Genomic DNA, 1,070 nt, shown 5'->3' with positions numbered 1-1,070 from the left:
TCACTACTAGAATTTTTCCGCCCGCAGAAAAAAACGTCTGCAAGTCTGGCGAAAGAGCGCTTACAAATCATCGTGGCTGAACGCCGCAGCCAAAATGACCCTGCGCCTTCGTACTTACCTCAGCTTAAAGAAGACATTCTGAAGGTGATCAGTAAATACGTAGACATTGACCCGAATATGGTTGATTTAACCTTTGAGCATAAGGATGACGACATTTCTGTACTTGAGCTCAACGTGAAACTGCCTGACGACGAAAAGTAAGGCTTTGTTCTCAACGCAATATGCAGCGCACAACAATGTACGTGTCAAAAAAAGGTTGACCATTTGGTCAACCTTTTTAGTTTGCGCTTATTTCAACGCCTTATTCATTTTTTCGCCCAATAACTCTAGACGCCAACCTTGCATAACATCAGGCAAGCGCGCAGGGTCACGATCCTTCTTCCACACCCAACTGATGAGCTGGTTAATCTGCTTTTTCGATGCTAAAAACTCGGTCGCTAACCCTGATTTTTGCGCAGCACTTTTCACGACATCTTTCATGTTTTTGAAAACTTGCTTATAGCCAGGGTAATCCATCAGGCGATCAATTTTAGCTGGGTATTCTTCTGGTGGCGTTTGCTTAGCCTTTTTCACGATGGCCGCAATTTTAGTACCGTGACGATTGACCGCGCGGCTATCCATCCCTTCCGCTTCCATCTTTTTAAAGCTTGTTAAACCTAAACGAGCAACCGTTAGCAAATCACCCTCTTTGAAGATGAAGTTTAGTGCTAAGTCGCGCTTGATTGCTTCACGATAACGCCAAGTCGCTAGCGGCTTTAACACAGCTAACTCTGACGGTTTAAGTTGCCACGCTCCTTTAATATCAAGGTACGCATTTTCTTCGTTGGTTTCGCGAATGCGTTTGGAAACCAACAAGTCGCTCTCTTGCTGCACCGCTTCCCACCAACCAGCTTCAGTGACTTTATCGAGCAATTTTTCGTAAAGTGGCAACAAGTAGTGAACGTCTGCCGCTGCATAATCAAGTTGCTTTTGCGTGAGAGGGCGAGCCATCCAGTCGGTGCGAGATTCAC

At 45.5% G+C, this 1,070-nt stretch carries 2 protein-coding genes; one reads left to right on the top strand and one right to left on the bottom strand.

The genetic code is table 11. The annotated features are described in order from the left end of the window. Positions 1-261: cell division topological specificity factor MinE (gene minE / locus R7E42_RS25425; RefSeq protein WP_318073297.1), on the top strand; the 261-nt coding region annotated here is incomplete at its 5' end. Positions 262-348: 87 nt separating this feature from the next. Here minE and R7E42_RS25420 read toward each other — a convergent pair. Next, the coding region (locus R7E42_RS25420; RefSeq protein ID WP_318073296.1) for an HRDC domain-containing protein at positions 349-1,070 on the bottom strand (722 nt) is incomplete at its 5' end.

Source organism: Vibrio sp. Vb1337 (assembly GCF_033338715.1).
In the GTDB taxonomy this organism is placed as follows: Bacteria; Pseudomonadota; Gammaproteobacteria; order Enterobacterales; family Vibrionaceae; genus Vibrio; species Vibrio alginolyticus.
This window is presented reverse-complemented; position numbering and strand designations above follow the sequence as displayed.